At 65.4% G+C, this 15,320-nt stretch carries 13 protein-coding genes; 5 read left to right on the top strand and 8 right to left on the bottom strand.

Features of this window, described 5'->3' with window-relative positions:
* Positions 1-3 precede the first annotated feature (3 nt).
* The 5 genes from J2X92_RS03490 to J2X92_RS03470 all read left to right on the top strand — a co-directional run bounded on the left by J2X92_RS03490 (position 4) and on the right by J2X92_RS03470 (position 5,634).
* A complete protein-coding gene (locus tag J2X92_RS03490) occupies positions 4-582 on the top strand; it encodes an amino acid synthesis family protein (RefSeq protein ID WP_307573395.1) in 579 nt (192 codons plus the stop codon).
* The gene (locus J2X92_RS03485; protein ID WP_307573393.1) at positions 582-1,604 is read left to right on the top strand and encodes a zinc-dependent alcohol dehydrogenase family protein; all 1,023 of its coding nucleotides are present in this window, start codon (positions 582-584) and stop codon (positions 1,602-1,604) included. Before J2X92_RS03490 ends, J2X92_RS03485 begins: the two co-directional genes overlap by 1 nt.
* A gap of 87 nt (positions 1,605-1,691) precedes the next feature.
* Entirely contained in the window at positions 1,692-2,927 is a 1,236-nt protein-coding gene (locus J2X92_RS03480) for an acyl-CoA dehydrogenase family protein (protein ID WP_307573391.1), read from the top strand.
* 163 nt (positions 2,928-3,090) lie between these two features.
* Positions 3,091-3,996 carry a beta-1,6-N-acetylglucosaminyltransferase gene (locus J2X92_RS03475; RefSeq protein ID WP_307573390.1) on the top strand — a complete coding sequence of 302 codons (906 nt, stop codon included), beginning with the start codon at positions 3,091-3,093 and terminating at the stop codon, positions 3,994-3,996.
* Positions 3,997-4,083: 87 nt separating this feature from the next.
* Entirely contained in the window at positions 4,084-5,634 is a 1,551-nt protein-coding gene (locus J2X92_RS03470) for an FAD-dependent oxidoreductase (protein ID WP_307573389.1), read from the top strand.
* 29 nt (positions 5,635-5,663) lie between these two features.
* Here the strand turns inward: J2X92_RS03470 and J2X92_RS03465 are convergent, their stop codons facing one another.
* The 8 genes from J2X92_RS03465 to J2X92_RS03430 form a co-directional block, all read right to left on the bottom strand.
* Positions 5,664-5,921 carry a hypothetical protein gene (locus tag J2X92_RS03465; protein ID WP_307573388.1) on the bottom strand — a complete coding sequence of 86 codons (258 nt, stop codon included), beginning with the start codon at positions 5,919-5,921 and terminating at the stop codon, positions 5,664-5,666.
* A gap of 253 nt (positions 5,922-6,174) precedes the next feature.
* Positions 6,175-7,080 carry an ADP-ribosylglycohydrolase family protein gene (locus J2X92_RS03460; protein WP_307573387.1) on the bottom strand — a complete coding sequence of 302 codons (906 nt, stop codon included), beginning with the start codon at positions 7,078-7,080 and terminating at the stop codon, positions 6,175-6,177.
* On the bottom strand, positions 7,073-8,164 hold the full coding sequence (locus J2X92_RS03455; protein ID WP_307573386.1) for a bifunctional nicotinamide-nucleotide adenylyltransferase/Nudix hydroxylase: 1,092 nt from the start codon (positions 8,162-8,164) through the stop codon (positions 7,073-7,075). Before J2X92_RS03455 ends, J2X92_RS03460 begins: the two co-directional genes overlap by 8 nt.
* 7 nt (positions 8,165-8,171) lie before the next feature.
* A complete protein-coding gene (locus J2X92_RS03450; protein ID WP_307573384.1) occupies positions 8,172-9,869 on the bottom strand; it encodes an NAD+ synthase in 1,698 nt (565 codons plus the stop codon).
* A gap of 5 nt (positions 9,870-9,874) precedes the next feature.
* Positions 9,875-11,062 carry a nicotinate phosphoribosyltransferase gene (gene pncB, locus J2X92_RS03445; RefSeq protein WP_307573383.1) on the bottom strand — a complete coding sequence of 396 codons (1,188 nt, stop codon included), beginning with the start codon at positions 11,060-11,062 and terminating at the stop codon, positions 9,875-9,877.
* 23 nt (positions 11,063-11,085) lie between these two features.
* Positions 11,086-11,949, bottom strand: coding sequence for a cysteine hydrolase (locus J2X92_RS03440; protein WP_307573381.1), 864 nt, complete (start codon positions 11,947-11,949; stop codon positions 11,086-11,088).
* Between the two features lie 69 nt (positions 11,950-12,018).
* A complete protein-coding gene (locus J2X92_RS03435; RefSeq protein ID WP_307573379.1) occupies positions 12,019-12,759 on the bottom strand; it encodes an NUDIX hydrolase in 741 nt (246 codons plus the stop codon).
* A gap of 107 nt (positions 12,760-12,866) precedes the next feature.
* A complete protein-coding gene (locus J2X92_RS03430) occupies positions 12,867-15,308 on the bottom strand; it encodes a sulfite reductase flavoprotein subunit alpha (RefSeq protein ID WP_307573377.1) in 2,442 nt (813 codons plus the stop codon).
* Positions 15,309-15,320: the final 12 nt, after the last annotated feature.

Genomic DNA, 15,320 nt, shown 5'->3' with positions numbered 1-15,320 from the left:
TCCATGCCGCTGATCGAGATCCGCAAGCGCAGCCTTTCCATCGAGACCATCTACCACGAGGGCGGGCCGCCGGCCGCCACGCCGCTCAGGCTGGCGGCCGCCTGCGCGGTCATCCACAACCCGTATGCCGGGCGCTACGAACCCGACCTGTTGCCCTTCATGGCCGAGCTGCGCTCGCTTGGCACGCTGCTGGCGACAGAGCTGGTCGAGGTGCTCGGGCGCGACAAGGTGGAGGTCTACAGCAAGGCCGCGATCGTCGGCGTGAACGGCGAGCTGGAGCACGGCGCGGTGTGGCACGAGGCCGGCGGCTGGGCCATGCGCGAGGTACTCGGCGAGCCGAAGGCGATCGTGCCTTCGGCCAAGGCCGTGGCCGCCACGGGCTACCGGCTCATGGTGCCGCTGCACTACATCCATGCGGCGTACGTGCGCAGCCACTACAACTCGATGGAGATCGGCATCCAGGATGCGCCACGGCCGAACGAGATTTTGTTCGCGCTGGTCATGGGCACCGGAGGGCGGGTGCATGCGCGCCTGGGTGGGCTCACCAAGGACAAGGTGTCCGTGCACGACGGGCAGCGCTGATGAGGCACACCACGATGAAGGCGATCCAGCTCCAGGCGCCCGGCGGCCCCGAGGTTCTGCAATTGGTGGAACTCCCGCTGCCACAGCCGCAGGCGGGCGAGGTGCGTGTCAAGGCCATGGCCATCGGTGCCGGCGGCCCGGACGTGCTGATCCGCAATGGCACCTACAAGTGGATGCCGCCGATGCCGGCGATTCCCGGCAACGAGATGGCCGGCATCGTCGATGCGGTCGGTGCCGGCGTCACCGCGCTGCAGGTCGGCCAGCGCGTGCTGGTGAGCGCGCGTGAACTGAAGCAGCGCGGCGGCTGCTATGCCGAAGCCATCTGCGTGCCCGAGGCCGCGCCTTTCGTGCTGCCCGATGCGATCCGCTTCGAGGATGCCGTGAGCCTCGGCAACTTTCAGCTGGCCCTTGCCATGCTGTCTAGCAACGGCAATCTGCCCGCGCAATCGATCCTGGTGCCCGGTGCGGCAGGCGGTGTGGCCACGGCGCTGGCGCAGGTGGCGCAGGACCGCGGCCTGCGCGTATTCGGCACCGCCTCCACGCCGCACAAGCGCGACTTCGCGCTCGCCAACGGCGCGCACGAGATCATCGAGAGCGACGTGTCCGGCTTGGCCGAGAAGGTCATGCAGCTCACCAACGGGCGCGGCGTCGACCTGGCTTTCGACCATCTCGGCGGCGAGCTCTTCATTGCCTGCCTGCGCGCGCTGGCACCGTTCGGCATGGTGGTCTCCTACAACATCGTGAACGGCCCGCCGGCCGGCGATGTGTTCGCGGAGTTGCGCAAGCTCCTGAGCCGGAGCCTGGCCGTGCGCACCTTCTCGATCCATTCGGTAGACGATGACGTGCCGCAGCGGCGCGGGCTCATGCAGGCCGCCATCGCGCTCATGGCCGAAGGCCGCGTGCATGCGCCGCCGGCCACGTGCTTTGCGCTCGCGGATGCGCGGCGCGTGCACGCGCTGCTCGACAGCGGAAGCACGCTGGGCAAGATCGTGCTGTTGCCGCCGGACGCGCCCGGGCATTGAAAAAGGGGCGCGGCGCGCGTCACTTTCGGGACGGCTCGCAACAGTCCGCGGTGTTTGAATTGCCCAAACCCCGCAAAAGGACGTCCCATGTTTGCCGAACCCTCCGCCAAGACCCGCGACCTGCTCGAACGACTGAACAAGTTCTTCGACCAGCACATCTATCCGAACGAAGCGCGATACCACCACGAGATGGATGCCTTCCGCCGCCAGGGCAACGCCTGGCAGGTGCCAGCGCTGATCGAGGAGCTCAAGCCCGTTGCGCGAGCGGCGGGCCTGTGGAACATGTTCCTTCCGCATCCGCACCGCGACGTGCCGGCCATCTCCAATCTCGACTACGCGCCACTGTGCGAAGTGATGGGCCGCGTCTCGTGGTCGGGCGAGGTGTTCAATTGCTCGGCGCCCGACACCGGCAACATGGAAACCATCGAGCGCTACGGCACCGAGGCGCAGAAGGACGAATGGCTGGCGCCGCTGCTTGCCGGTGAGATCCGCTCGGGCTTCTTGATGACCGAGCCCGCCGTGGCGTCGTCGGACGCCACCAACATCCAGTGCACCATCCGCCGCGAAGGCGACGAGTACGTGATCAACGGCCGCAAGTGGTTCTCTTCCGGCGCGGGCAGTCCTCGCTGCAAGATCTTCATCGTGATGGGCAAGACCGATCCCGACGCTCCGCGCCATGCGCAACAGTCGATGGTGCTGGTGCCGCGCGACACCAAGGGCGTCACGGTGCTGCGCCATCTCTCGGTGTTCGGCTATGACGACGCACCGCACGGCCACATGGAAGTGCTGCTGGAAGACGTGCGCGTACCCGTGTCCAACATCCTCCTGGGCGAGGGGCGCGGCTTCGAAATCGCGCAGGGCCGGCTCGGCCCGGGACGCATCCACCACTGCATGCGCTCCATCGGCGCGGCCGAGCGCGCGCTCGAACTCATGTGCGAGCGGCTCCGCAGCCGGGTTGCCTTCGGCCGTCCGCTGGCCGAGCAATCGGTCTGGCACGAACGTATCGCGGAGTCGCGCTGCCTCATCGACCAGGCCCGACTGCTCACGCTCAACGCGGCCTACAAGATGGACACCGTGGGCAATAAGGAAGCGCGCGCCGAGATCGCGATGATCAAGGTGGTGGCGCCCAACATGTCGTGCAAGGTGGTCGACTGGGCGATCCAGGCGCATGGCGCCGCCGGCGTCAGCCAGGACTTCTGGCTGGCCGAAGCGTATGCGCACCAGCGCACCGTGCGCATCGTCGACGGGCCCGACGAAGTGCACCGCAACGCCATTGCCAAGCTCGAACTGGCCAAACGCGCGGCGGTCTCTGCAGCGCGCTGAACCGGTTGCTCATCAGTGGCGAAGTCAGCCGCTTCGCGCGTGTTCGCAACTCGAACGACGGTAGCGGAGCACGCTGACGCAGCGTCACAATTCCGCCGGCGCCGGACGGCCGAGCCTCTGCCAGAATTTGGCTTGACCATCCTCATTCAGATGCCACTGTGCCATGAGCCCGGTATTTCTGTTGCTCGTCCATGCGGATCCTCAGCAGGTAAAGCGCTTGCTGCGGCGCCTTGCTCCGGTCGGGCGCTGCGTGGTTCATGTGGATGCCAAGTCCGACGTTTCCGCATTCCGCATCGATGACCCTCGCGTGCGCTACGTCAGCGACCGTGTCGACGTACGCTGGGGCGCGATCTCGCAGGTCGAGGCCACGTTGAAACTCATGCGCACCGCGCTCGCCCAATGCGATGCCTCGCAGGTAAGCCATTTCGTGCTGCTCTCCGGCAACTGCTATCCGGTGCGCCCCATGGAAGAGTTCCGCGCCTTCTTGCAAGCGCATGCGCGCGCGGACTTCATCAAGATGATTCCCCTGACCAGCACGCGCAAACTGCATGGACGCGTGCGCCACTTCTGGTTCTACGAAGACCTTCCGGTGGATGGACGAAAATTCACCTGGGTGCGGCTTTCGCGTGGCCTTCTGCAACTGGCCGGCAAGCTCGGGCGTCGTTCGTTCCCGCTCTTTGCGCAGTGGTACTTCGGCTCGCAATGGTGGGCGCTGACGCCCGATACGGTGAGGTATCTCGTTTCGTACCCGCATGAGGCGGCCGTGAAACGATTCCTGCGTTTCTCCAAGGCGCCCGACGAAATCTATTTCCATACCTTGCTGGCAAATTCTCCGTGGGGGCATCGCGTGGAGCCCGTCACCGGACACGGCCCCTGGGACGCGGCCAACCTGCACCTGATCGATCCTTCGCTTGCACGCTGGTTTCGTGCGTCGGACTATGAGGAGATCATTGCGTCGGGCAGGTGGTTCGTGCGCAAGGTCGGCAGTGGCGTCTCCGGCGCTCTCTGCGACAGGCTGGATGGGCCGCGTGCGAAAACGACCGCCAGAGGCATACCGACTCAGCCTTGAGCCGTCGGCTGACACCGGCCTGATGACTTTCCGCGCTTGATGGCAGCTGTCTCTCCCGCTTCCCACAGCCATCTTTGCGAGGCGATCATGCCCAGTGATTCCGGCGCCACCACGTCGTTCTGGATGGAGGTCTCCGTTCCGGACTATTCCCCGCTGTCCGAAAGTTGCACGACCGACGTCTGCATCGTCGGGGCTGGCATCGCAGGCTTGAGCACGGCCTATCACCTGTTGCAGCGAGGGCAGCAGGTGATCGTGCTCGACGATGGTCCTGTGGGCGGCGGTGAAACGGGCCGCACGACCTCGCACCTGTCCAACGCATTCGACGATCGCTATCACCACATCGAGAGCCTGCACGGCCAGGAGATCAGCCGCCTGGTCGCGCAGAGCCATACCGCTGCCATCGATCGGATCGAAGCCATCGTGCAGGACGAGGACATCGAGTGCGATTTTCGGCGGGTCGACGGCTACCTCTTCGCGGCCCATGAAGCCCAGCGACGCGAACTGGAAAAAGAACTGAAAGCCGCGCATCGCGCTGGCCTCTCCGACGTGGTGTCGGTCGATGGACCGCCGAGCCCAACGCAGAACCTCGGCCCGGCCTTGCTGTTTCCGCGCCAGGGACAGTTTCATCCGCTCGCCTATCTCGGCGCCCTGTCGGAGCGCATCGTCGCGCTGGGAGGGCGCATCCATTGCGACACGCATGTCGTGGAAGTCGATGACGGTATTCCGGCGCGCGTCAAAACAGAGAACGGGAACGTCGTCAGCGCCCGCGCGGTCGTGGTGGCGACGAACACGCCGGTCAACAACCGCTTCACCATCCATACGAAGCAGGCGGCGTATCGCACATTCGTGGTCGGCCTGCGGGTGGCCAAGGACTCGGTCCCCTGGGCGCAGTGGTGGGATACGCTGGATCCGTACCACTACGTTCGCATTGCGGGACGCCTGGACGATCTGCACGACCTTCTGATCGTCGGAGGCGAGGATCACAAGACCGGACAGGAGAACGACGCCGGGCCGCGCTTCGAGCGGCTGGCGGACTGGGCGGGGCGGCACTTCCCTGTGATTGGTTCGCCGCTTTACCGATGGTCCGGCCAGGTGATGGAGCCGATCGACGGCCTTGCGTTCATCGGCCGCAATCCGGGCGACGACCATGTGTTCATCGTTACCGGCGACTCCGGCAACGGCATGACGCACGGCACCATTGCCGGCATGCTGCTGACCGACCTGATTCTCGATCGCGAGAACCCGTGGGCGAAGGCGTATGACCCGCAGCGAAAATCAGTGCAGGCCTTGGGCGAGTTTGCCAAGGAGAACGTCAACGTCGCAGTCCAGTACGCGGATTGGCTGACATCGGGCGACGTGGGCAAGGTCGAGCAGATTGCTCCTGGCGAAGGCGCCGTCATTCGGCACCGCCTGCACAAGATCGCCGTTTATCGCGACCCGGATGGCATTGCGCACGCCTTCGATGCCACCTGTCCACACCTCGGGTGCATCGTCGAGTGGAACGGCACCGAGAAGTCGTGGGACTGCCCCTGCCACGGCTCCCGCTTCGACGCGCGCGGCTATGTGATCAACGGGCCGGCGATCTCCAATCTGAAAGCCGTAGAGCTACCCAGCGAGAGGCTCAGCCACGTGGAGTGAAAGCTATGTGGGGACCGACGTCACTCGAGCTACCAGGGAAAGGCAGGAGAAAACTCAATCTCCAGATCTGCGGCAAGCAGCACATCGCGAGCTTCGATGGCATGCACTGCGTCACCCTTGAAAGCAGTGGGATGATCTGTCTTCAAGAGCTTTCTTGAATCCAGGATGCTTTTTCTGGAAACTTTCGACATGGCCTTGATTTGAGAGAGATCCTCATGGTTGCCATGGCTTATCCTTATTTCATAGATGGTGGGATCGAGTTTGATCGACACGACGGACTCTTGCATTTGCGCCTCCATCAGGTTGAATGTTCTCTCTCACGCGCCCGTCAATGAGAGATATCCAAAGACCATGAATCACCTCCTACGTTGGCAAGGCGGGCCTTGCAACTGAAGCACTTGCTGTCAATGTAGTGAGAGGTCGGCTTTTTAAACAGCTGGCATGACAATTCTTAAGAATTGGTGCGGACTTTTCTGTGGAAAAGTGCGCGCAGCAAGACCGCTTTCACTTGAGCTCGCCTTCGTCGTAAGCACCGATGCATCAGGAGCTATGCGGGCCTTCCATCAGCAGATCGGCGAGCAGTTCGATGTCGCCGCGCATGGCCAGTTTCTCCAGCCACCCCTGCGGAATGGCAGATGTGCCGTAGTGCGCGCCAGCCAATTGACCGCATATTGCGGCTGTCGTATCTGCGTCGTCACCCAGGTTTGCCGCAGCCAGTACGGCTTCCTCAAATAACTCCGTGCCCGAAAAGCACCAAAGCGCTGCCTCGAGTGAATCGACGCAGTAACCCGACCCCTTGATGGCCTCGCGCGGCTTGCCTCGATAGCTGCCCGATGCGATCGCCGCGACCTTCGTCGACAGCGGTCCGGGGACGACGGTCGCGAGAATGTTCTCCTTTCGTGCTCCCAACAGCGCTGCCCGAAGCTGCAGGGCGAAGAGGCGGGAGCAGTCGATCGCTTCTTGGGCGCCGTGCGTCGTGCGCGTGCTCTCGCCGGCAAACCGTAACGTGTCTGCAGCGCTTGCGCGAAAGTACATCGGAACGGGTGCTAACCGCATCAGCGCGCCATTGCCGGCTGTCTTTGGATCAGGGTCTCCAGCGAAAGGGTCGCGGGTGCGCAGGTAACGATCCAGCGCCGTCGCTACCGTGATGCCGATGTCGAAACATTCGCCATTGCTGCTCAGATAGCCGACGCTGCGCCAGTTGCAGTACCGGTTCATCTGGTCGACGGCATCGAAGCCATGCTGTCGAACGATGCTGGTGGCCAGGCACAGCGCCATGGACGTGTCGTCCGTCCACTCGCCCGGCTGCAGCCCGAAAGGACCTCCACCAGCCATCTGCGTGACCGGTTCGAAAGTCCCTCGCGGCATGAACTCCACGGTCGTGCCCACGGCATCGCCGCACGCCAGTCCAAGGAGGCAGCCGCGGTAGCGATCTCTATTATTCATATGCGCTGCTTTCCGAGGCGTCCAGCGTCAATCCGAAGAAGAAATCGAGGATGTGGAAGTGGTCATCATGGAACTGGTTTTCCAAGCCCAGCAGGTCAGCGATAGGCACCCACTGCGCGTCTGAAGCGTCGTCGCCTGCCGTGAGCTCCGGCGGGCGCCGCGGGCCGAGGTCGAACCAGTGCGCATGGGTGATGACGCGGCCCCGTTGGCTGCGGTCGGGATGGTCGAACACCCGCACTGCCTTGAACGCAGCTTCGATATCGCTGTCCAGCAGCCGCAAACCGGTCTCCTCGTCGAGTTCCCGCAGTGCCGACTGCCAGACGGTTTCGCGCGGCTCGAGAAAGCCACCCGGCACCGCGAGCTGGCCTTTGCCGGGCGCGCGGCCGCGCCGGATCAGAAGCACCTGCTCGCCGCACTGGATCACGGCGTCTACCGTCACGAAGACCGGCGGATAAGGTGCGTTGACCCACAGCGCCCGCTCCAGGCGCAGGTTCTCCCATTCCTGCGCCAGCACCGCGTAGTGGGGGAGACGGGACCAGGCACGCAGGAACTGCAGCGTGCTGGCCGGCGCCTGGTTCACCAGCGCGGCCAGGGCAGGCTCCAGCGTTCCGTCTTGCGCCGCCCCGAAGTAGGCGTCGCGCAGCGCGCTGGCGTGTATGTCTCCTTGCGGGCCCACCTCCTCGAGGGTCCAGTGGGGAAACTCGCGCAAATAGACGCTGGTCGCGTCCTTCAGGTGGCCCACCAGCACCACCGACGGGGAATCGGGATGCACAACACCATGCAGGTGCGCCACTCCCTGCTTCACGGCGGCCACCCAGCGCGCCTGGTCGTAGAAGTCGCGCACGGGCAGGAATCGCACACGCTCGCGGTCGGCTTGAGGAAGGGCCAGACGGATCATTTCCGCGCGCTCCTCCCATGTGAAGGGATTGCGCGGCGTGCGGGCCTGGAATGCCGAGCCCAGCACCACGATGCATTCGGCGGCCATGGCCAGGGCACGCTGCAGCAGTGCCAGCTGTGCGTTGTGGAAGAGCTGGAAGCGGCCGATGTAGACGGCGACGTCGTGAGCTTTGGTTGTGGTTGTCATGTGGTCCTCAAGGCCTGTGGGCGGCAATCGGCAGTTGGCGACCGGACCCGAAGGCACGTGCCCGGACCCGGATGATGGGCGGCGACTGCCGCCGCTTGTACTCGTTGCGCGCGATCATTCCGCGGATCCGTTCGACCAGCGCTTTGCCTGTAGCGTCCGCACGAAGCGACTCGACGGATGCAAGGGCCTGCTGATATTCCGGTTCCGCCAGCCGCCTTCCTTCGATCAGCAGCTTGAGGACCGGGTCGAGCACCGGATAAGGCGGCAGGCTGTCGGCATCCTTCTGCCCCGGCGCCAGCTCCGCCGAGGGCTCCTTGTCGAGGATGGCTTGCGGAATGATCTCGCGCCCTGCCGTCTCGTTCAAGTGCCGTGAGAGGGCAAAGACTTCCGTCTTGTAGAGGTCGCCGATGAGACCCAGCCCGCCGTTCGTGTCGCCGTATAGGGTGCAGTAGCCCACCGAGATCTCGGACTTGTTACCCGTGGTCAGCAGCAGGTGGCCAAAGCTGTTGGAGTAGGCCATGAGGACGGTGCCACGCACGCGCGCCTGCAGGTTCTCCAAGCCAACACCGTGCAACTCCGCGGTGAATGCTGATTCGAAGCCCTGGGTGAACTGCGACACCATGCCGGCGATGGCGTGGTGCTTCAACGGCACGCCGAGGTTGCGGCACAAGGCTTCAGAGTCGCTGACGGACCCTTCCGAAGAGAAGTGCGAGGGCATCGTGATGCCGACCACGTTCTCGGCGCCCAGCGCCTCGACCGCCAGCGCCAGCGTCAGGGCCGAGTCGATGCCGCCTGAGGAGCCGACCACCGCCTGCCGGAAGCCGCAGCGCCTCGCGTAGTCGCGCAGGCCCAGCACGATCTGCTGACGGTAAAACTCCAGGGCCGGCAAGCCTTCGGGCACGCTCGGATGCAACGCCCCGCCCAGTGCGAGAAAACGGCCGTCCTCGAACCGCAGCGTGCGCACGTTCTCCGCGAAGCGCTGCGCCTCGTAGACCACTCCAGCCTGGGGCTCGACGGCGAAAGAAGCGCCGTCATACACCAGCTGGTCATGGCCGCCAACCTGGTTGACGTAGAGGATGGGCAGGCCATGGCGGCGGCTGGCCGCACCGAAGATCTGGTGCCGCTGTTCGCGCTTGCCGATGCTGGAAGGACTCGCGTTGATCGACACCACCAGGTCGGGCGCCGCATCGCGCATGCGGGCGAACGGATTGACGGCATAGTCCTGGGCCTCGTCATTCCAACCGTCTTCGCAGATCAGCAGTCCGACCTGAACCCCGCGGATGCGGAGCACACGTGCCACGTCGGGCCCCGGCTCGAAGTGCCGACGCTCGTCGAAGACGTTGTAAGTGGGCAGCAGCTGCTTGGCGTACTCGAGCAGCACTTCCCCCCCGCGGATGACGCGCAGCACGTTGCGAAGCTTCTTGCCCGCGCCTTCGTGCCGCGCGGGCAGCCCTATTGCCCAGTGCAGCGCGGGCATCTGGCGCGAGGCCGCGACCAGCGTCTCGAATGCGGCTTCCACGCGGTCCATGAAACCTTCTTCCTCCAGCAGATCGGCAGGGTAGTAGGCGGTCAGCGACATCTCGGAGAAGACGACCAGGTCGGCCTGGTCGGCCGAGGCCTTGCGTGCAGCCTCGATCATCCGCGCCGCGTTGCCGGCGAGATCGCCGATGGTGTAGTTGAGTTGGGCGGCTGTGATCCGTAGCATGGCGCTCAATCTCCGATCTGGAATACCTGGCGCAGGTAGGCCAGGAAAGTCTGGTCTTCGCACAGCGTCTTGCCCGGGCTGTCCGACAGCTTGGCCACGGGCTGACCGTTGCATCCGGTGAGTTTCATCACGATGTTGAGCGGCGGGAAGCCGACGTCGTTGGTCAGGTTGGTACCAATGCCGAAGCCGGTCTGCGTGCGATCGGCGAAAGTCCGGTAGAGCCGGATGGCCGTCTGCAGATCGAGCCCATCGGAGAACACCAGCCGCTTGGTGTGCGCATCGATACGCAGCTTTGTGTAGTGCGCCAGCGCCTTCTCGCCCCAGACGATGGGGTCGCCCGAATCGTGGCGCAGGCCGTCGAACAGCTTGGCGAAGTACAGGTCGAAGTCGGCCAGGAAAGCATCCATGCCGACCACGTCTGTCAGCGCCACGCCCAGGTCGCCGCGGTACTCCTGCACCCAGCCTTCGAGCGCGGCCTTCTGGAAGTCGCGCAACCGCACACCCAGCGCCTGGTAGGTCTGCAGGTATTCGTGCGCCATGGTGCCTATCGGCACCAGGTCAAGCTCCTTGGCCAGCAGCACGTTGGACGTGCCCTTGAAATACATCGGCACCTCGCGCTTGAGCGTGCCGACCACCTCCCGCTGCCAGTCGCGAGAAAAGCGGCGCCGCACGCCAAAGTCGAAGAACTCGAAAGGATGGCGGGCCGCCGGCTCGTTCGCGAAAGCGCGCAGCAGCTCGACCTTGGCTTGCAGGCGCTCTCGTCCCTGCGTCAGCGCCGCTCGCGCATCGAAGCGGCGGAAATACAGCTCGTTGACGATGGCGAGAACGAAGATCTCGAAGGCCATGGTGTGGACCTGCGGCCCGACTGCCTGGATGCGCAGCACATCGCCCTCGGCGGTGGCGGTGATGAACTCGCGCTGGAAGCTGAAGATGCGCAGGAAGTCGACGAAGTCGCTCTTGATGTAGCGCAGGCCACGCAGATAAGCGAGTTCGCTCGGCGCGAAGCGCAGTGTGCAGAGATGGTCGAGCTGTTCGTTGACGTCGGCCAGCAACTCCGCCAGCGGATAGGTCGGCTGGTTGCGGCACACGAAGCTGTACTCGGCCTGCGTCTGCGGGTGGCTGTGCAGCATGGCCTGCCACATCGTGAACTTGTACAGGTCGGTATCCAACAGGCTCTGGATGATCGGTTGCATGGTGCGGTCCTGGTTGGGATGTGTCAGAGGTTGGAGGTCAGCAGGGAAAGCACTTCGGCGCTGGCGCGAAGCTGCACGCCGCGCTCGGCCATGTCGTTCAGGAAGGCCTGGTGCTGTGCCTCGAAGCCGGCCACCGGGCTCATGCAGTCGGTGACCAGCACCAGCTTGTCCGCTCTGCCTGACGGCAGATTGGCGGCGACGTGTTCCGCCGTGGCCCTGACGCAGTGGCTGCTGGCCTCGCCGGCAATGACGATCATGTCGGCCCTGTCGAGCGATTCGACCAGCCGCATGTTGAGCGCGGTGCCAGGATCGTCCGCATCCGGCACCTCCGCCTGAATGGCGCTGTAGTGCTCGGTCCAGGGGTTGCTGCCCTTGGCGATCTTTTCTACCACGCGCAGCTGTCCATCTTCCCAGGCGTTGTAGGCCGCCTTGACGGCCGAGTGCACGTTGTGACCCCAGCTGCCGATCTCGCAGTGCACCGGCCACACCATGAGCGTGTAGCGGCCCCTGCGCTCCAGCTCATCCACATAGGCCAGCGTGCGCTGCAAAGCCGAGCGATCACGAGGCGAATAGTCGCCGCCGCGAATCTGCGCCGCGGTGATCGTGGTGAAGGGCGCCACGGCGCCGCGATCGCGCGACTGCCAGAACGTGGGATGCGCGATGTCGAACCTGTGGTGGGAGTCCAGCGTGATGGTGATGGCGTCGATGCCGCCGGCGCCTTCGCGAATGAGCCCGGCCAACCTCAGCATGTCGGCGTGGGCACCGGCCACCGGCAGTGCCGGCTGCATCTGCGCACCCGTGAATGGCTCCGTGGCGAGCCAGTCGGCCGGCAGGTCGCAGAAGTCATTCTGCGGATCGATCACGAGGAGATGGATGTTCTGCTTCATGGCGCTTTCCCTGGTTGGTTGTACTGTACAACTTATGTGAGTTGCATAGTACAACTCATAAAGAAAAAGTCAAGCGCCGGGTGCGGCGGCGTCTCGCGGACTGAACGTGCGGGGAAACAGGGCCGCCTGGGACCGGTCGCGCAGGCGATAGCCCATGGCTGGCCGGCCGGAGGCGCTCTCCACCGTGCCGGCTTCTTCCATGAAGCCGCCGTCGAGCATGCGCTTGCGAAAGGCGCTCTTGTCGACGGGGCGGCCCAGAACGACCTCGTAGGTGTGCTGCAGCTGGGGCAGGGTGAAAGGCTCGCTCAGCAGGAAGGCGGGAAGCGAGGTGTATTCGACCTTGCTGCGCAACCGAGCGATGGCCGCTGCCACGATTTCTGCATGGTCGAAGGCGAGGCGCTTGCGGCCGGCTGCCCCGGCTTCCACCCATTCGACCTGCGCGGCGTTCGCTCCTTTTTCGAGCGTCAGGTCCTGGCTGGGCATCAGCGCGAAGAACGCATGGGTCGCGGACCAGCCGCGCGGATCGCGGTCCGCGCCGCCCCAGCTGCCCAACTGCTCCAGGTAGGGTGCCGAGACGCCGGTCTTTTCTTGCAGCTTTCGCAGTGCGCAGTCGAGCAGGCTGGCGTCCTTGTCGACATCGATGAACCCGCCCGGCAACGCCCAGCGTCCCGGAAAAGGATCGCCGTCCTCTTCGGGGCGGCGCACCAGCACAACCTTCAGCGCGTCGTCCAACACGGTGAATATGACCACGTCGACGGTGACCAGCGGCCTCGGAAAATTCAGATCAGCCGGCTTCCTGGATGGTTTCAAGGCGCGTTCTCCGCATCGGTTGTACAGGACAACTTAAAAATGGAAGAACTATAGCAACGGGTTGTTGGCTTTCCATTGCCGGGGCGTGCCGCGACCTGATGCCGCACTCAGTACACGTCGCGGCGATAGCGTCCTTGCGCGATCAATGCATCGAGCCCGTCCGCGCCGAGCACCTCGCTCAATGCCGCATCCACACCCGGTGCGAGGCCTTCGCGGCTGCCGCAGACATAGACGATTGCGCCATCGGCGATCCAGCGGCGGAGCTCGTCGGCCGATTCGCCCAGGCAGTGCTGCACGTACCTGCGCTCGGGCTGGTCGCGCGAGTAGACGAGGTCGGCGCGCGCCAGCATGCCGAGCGCTCGCCACTGCGCCGCGTCCGCGGCGCAAAATGCGTCGTGCGCGGCCTGGCGTTCGCCGAACATCAGCCAGTTGCGCGCGTGGGCTCGCTGCACGCGCTCTCTCAGATGCGAACGCAGTCCCGCATATCCAGAGCCGTTGCCGATGAAGATGCAGGGCGCGTCGTCGTCCACGAGCGCGAACGCCGGGTTTGGGGCGAGCCGCATCTGCACTGTGTCGCCGGTCTGCGCGCCGGCGGTCAGCCATCCCGAGGCAAGTCCCAGCCCGCCTTCGTGGCGCACCTGGCGCACCAGCAGCTGTATGCAGCCGTCGGCCTGGATCGACGCTACCGAGTAGCTGCGCGGCGCGGGCCTCGCACCGGCGTTGGCTTGCGTGTCTGACGGCAGCAGCACCTCGACGAGCGCACCCGGCTGCCACGCCGGCGCATCAGCGCGCTGCAGCTCGATCTCGAACAGCGGATGTCCCAGGCTGCCCGGATTGAGCAGTTCACGGCGCGACAGCTGCCAGGCTTCGAAGGGGCGTTGCTCGGCCGCAGAAGAAGCATGCGAAGAGGGCCATGCCGCACGCACATCGAAGACCTCGGCGATCGAGCGCTGCCAGCGTCCGATGGCTTCGGGATTGCCGTTGTCGACCTCGACCATCGGGAACAGCGCCCGTGCGCCCTGGTTGCGAAGGTCGCGATCGAGCGCGCGGCCGAAGCCGCAGAAGGTGGCGTAGTGCCAGTCGCCAAGTGCGAGCACACCGTAGTGCACGTGCTGCAGCCGGGAGCCCGCCTGCTGCGCGAACTTGCGCGCGAACGGGCGTGCGCTGTCGGGCGGGTCGCCGTCGCCGGAGGTGCTGACGACCCACAGCACCTTGCGGAAATTCAGCAGCGCATCGACGCTGAGTTCGGCCATGGTCTTGACCACGATGCCGAGGCCCGCCGATTGCAATGCGGCCGCGGTCTGCAGCGCGACGCGTTCTGCATGGCCGGTCTGCGTGGCGAAGGCGATCAGCACTTGCTCCGGGCCTGGTGCGGTGCCGCCGCGGGCGAGCGCCAGCTGCGCGCGCTCGGCGCGCAGCGCCTTGCGGGTTCGGCGGCGGCCGAGGTACAGCATCCAGCCCGTGACGGTGAACAGCGCCAGGCCCAGGCTGGCGAGCATCATCACGATGCGTCCCGGCAGGCCCCAGTAGGTGCCCATGTGCAGCGGATAGATGCTGTTCACCAGCCGGCCAGCCATCGGTTTGTCGGCGTATCGCTCGTGCTGCGCCGCCTCGCCGGTGGCTGCGTTGAGATAGAGCCGGTTGCGCGCGCGCTCGTGCTCGGGCTCGGCGCGCAGGTAGGTGGCCTCGACCTGCGCGGCATTGCGCGTGGGCAGGCGCAGCGTGACCTGGCTCCAGTCGCCCGAGGTTGTCTGCTCGAAGGAGCGCCAAACGCGCTGCAGGTCGAGCCTGGCCGGCGCGCCGCCTTCGGTCTTGTCGGCCGGCCCTGATGCGCCCTGCATGCGCTGCATGCGAACGGCGCGGCCTTCACCGGCCGCGTCGTCGATCACGGTGCGCACCGCATCGAAGCCCCAGTAGAGCCCCGTGAAGCCGGAGACCAGATAGGCGAGCAACGCGATGGTCCCCACCACCGCATGCAGATTCCACAGGAATGCGCGGCCGCTGAGCGCAAAGTCCAGGCGCAGCCAGCTGCGCCAAGCGAGCGGCCGCCGTGGCCAGCGCAGGTACAGGCCCGAGAGCGCGAGCACCAGAAGTCCCGCGGCCAGCGTGCCCGTCACCGGCTTGCCCGTATCGCGCGGCAGCAGCAGCCAGCGGTGCAGGCTTTCGACGAACTCGAAGAAGGCTTCGGCGCGCGGCTCCGGCAGCAGACCGCCGGTGTATGGGTCGAGCAAGCGCGTCTCGCCGCGCCGCTCGCCGGGCGGCGGCGTGAAGTTCACGCGCGCCGGGCGGCCTGGCTCCGCGAACAGCGTCAGCGTTGCCACGCGCCGCCCCGGTTGCGCGGCCTGCAGCCGGTCCAGCAGCTCGGCCGGTGTCAGCAGCCGGGTGTCGGCCGCATGCGGCAGGCGGTGCAGGGCTGGATCGATCAGGTCGGTGATCTCGGCGCGAAAGGACAGCAGCGCGCCGCTCAGTCCGATGACCAGCAGCACCGATCCGGCCGTGATGCCGATGAACCAGTGGATCTGGAACCAGGCGCGTCGCAATAAAGCCATGACTTGCCCGTC

This window comes from Variovorax paradoxus (assembly GCF_030811855.1).
GTDB classification, from domain to species: domain Bacteria; phylum Pseudomonadota; class Gammaproteobacteria; order Burkholderiales; family Burkholderiaceae_C; genus Variovorax; species Variovorax paradoxus_L.
The sequence above is the reverse complement of the archived record's forward strand: the minus strand, read 5'-3'. Positions and strand labels throughout refer to the sequence as shown.

Bases quoted from the DNA above. Each gene is read 5' to 3' on its own strand.
- J2X92_RS03490 (WP_307573395.1), top strand. From the start codon at position 4: ATGCCGCTGATCGAGATCCGCAAGCGCAGCCTTTCCATCGAGACCATC.
- J2X92_RS03485 (WP_307573393.1), top strand. From the start codon at position 582: ATGAGGCACACCACGATGAAGGCGATCCAGCTCCAGGCGCCCGGCGGC.
- J2X92_RS03480 (WP_307573391.1), top strand. From the start codon at position 1,692: ATGTTTGCCGAACCCTCCGCCAAGACCCGCGACCTGCTCGAACGACTG.
- J2X92_RS03475 (WP_307573390.1), top strand. From the start codon at position 3,091: ATGAGCCCGGTATTTCTGTTGCTCGTCCATGCGGATCCTCAGCAGGTA.
- J2X92_RS03470 (WP_307573389.1), top strand. From the start codon at position 4,084: ATGCCCAGTGATTCCGGCGCCACCACGTCGTTCTGGATGGAGGTCTCC.
- J2X92_RS03465 (WP_307573388.1), bottom strand. From the start codon at position 5,921: ATGCAAGAGTCCGTCGTGTCGATCAAACTCGATCCCACCATCTATGAA.
- J2X92_RS03460 (WP_307573387.1), bottom strand. From the start codon at position 7,080: ATGAATAATAGAGATCGCTACCGCGGCTGCCTCCTTGGACTGGCGTGC.
- J2X92_RS03455 (WP_307573386.1), bottom strand. From the start codon at position 8,164: ATGACAACCACAACCAAAGCTCACGACGTCGCCGTCTACATCGGCCGC.
- J2X92_RS03450 (WP_307573384.1), bottom strand. From the start codon at position 9,869: ATGCTACGGATCACAGCCGCCCAACTCAACTACACCATCGGCGATCTC.
- pncB (WP_307573383.1), bottom strand. From the start codon at position 11,062: ATGCAACCGATCATCCAGAGCCTGTTGGATACCGACCTGTACAAGTTC.
- J2X92_RS03440 (WP_307573381.1), bottom strand. From the start codon at position 11,949: ATGAAGCAGAACATCCATCTCCTCGTGATCGATCCGCAGAATGACTTC.
- J2X92_RS03430 (WP_307573377.1), bottom strand. From the start codon at position 15,308: ATGGCTTTATTGCGACGCGCCTGGTTCCAGATCCACTGGTTCATCGGC.